The organism is Streptococcus sp. DD04 (genome assembly GCF_001578725.1).
In the GTDB taxonomy this organism is placed as follows: domain Bacteria; phylum Bacillota; class Bacilli; order Lactobacillales; family Streptococcaceae; genus Streptococcus; species Streptococcus sinensis.
In genome coordinates this window covers 385529-386551 of the sequence record NZ_KQ968978.1, presented here as the reverse complement: position 1 = coordinate 386551, position 1023 = coordinate 385529, and the positions used below count along the sequence as shown (strand labels likewise).

Sequence of the window (1023 nt, the reverse complement as noted above, 5' to 3'; positions counted from 1 at the left end):
CTCCACCGTAAAGTGAATGTCTTTCAATGCCTCTACTTGGCTGCCCTGAAAGCGGGTTTTATAAATCTTTTTCACGTGTTGAACGTCTAATAATGTCATCATTCTCTCCTTTTTCTATAATTCCATTTTAATACAGAAACAGCTTTATTTCCATATTTTGCTAATTTTTAAATGCCAACATTTTTACCTCTGCACCAAATAAGCAATCAGTGCGATGATCCAGAGATGGGCTGGGTAAAAGATATAGAAGAAATACTTGCCCCACTTGCCATTATAGCCTCGTTCGCCATTGTAGAGATGGAGGAAGGGCAAGACGGTAATAAAGGCCCAGTCTGAATTGTAGAGCATCATCGAAAGAGTCGCTCCCATGGTTGGGTAGATTTCAATGCTCAGACAGAAGAGCAGAAAGGCCAACACCATGTAAGAAAGAGTTCTGAGAGCAGGCTGATTGCGGAAGATATAGCTAAGCAGCATAAAAGGAATAATGGTCATCCCACCTTCTGTCAAAAGGACTCCTGCTAAACCAACCAATACCGCCCCACCAAGCCGCAAATAGCGCTTCTCAGTCTTAGAATCCTCACTCTTTTTTGACAAGCCAAATAAAAGATTGAGTACCAGAAGGCCACAGGCCAGAGTAAGAAAAATATTGTTGCCAAGATAAACTCCCTTGCCTTGGAACAGCATCGTCAAGATGGTATTGCCCAGCTGCATGATAGCCGCCCAGATAAACAAGCGTGCATTGTAGACCAAGCGATTGCGCGTATGCAGAAAGCCTTCTACTGCGCTAAAAGCAAACCAAGCAGCTACACAGCGGGTCAGCAGGTGAAAAATCCCGTCCCAGCCCGTCGGCAAAAGCCCTGGAATCTTACCAATATGATCAAAAACCATTAAAAAGGCCATGAAAAGCTTGAGTTGGAAAGCAGTTAATCCTCTTGTTTTCATTTCATATCTCCTTGTCTTCTTTATACATCTATCTTACAAAAAAAGAAAGGTTGGTACCATAACCTAACCTTTCAATTTCGG

1 protein-coding gene and 1 pseudogene are annotated in these 1023 nt (G+C 42.5%); both read right to left on the bottom strand.

Features of this window, described 5'->3' with window-relative positions:
• Positions 1 to 99: pseudogene (locus STRDD04_RS10980) on the bottom strand (ABC transporter ATP-binding protein); the annotation flags it as partial.
• An 84-nt stretch (positions 100 to 183) separates the two neighbouring features.
• On the bottom strand, positions 184 to 942 hold the full coding sequence (locus STRDD04_RS06805) for a TraX family protein (protein ID WP_062200551.1): 759 nt from the start codon (positions 940 to 942) through the stop codon (positions 184 to 186).
• Positions 943 to 1023: the final 81 nt, after the last annotated feature.

Excerpts from the sequence above, each read along its gene's own strand:
- STRDD04_RS06805 (WP_062200551.1), bottom strand. The coding sequence starts at position 942 with ATGAAAACAAGAGGATTAACTGCTTTCCAACTCAAGCTTTTCATGGCC.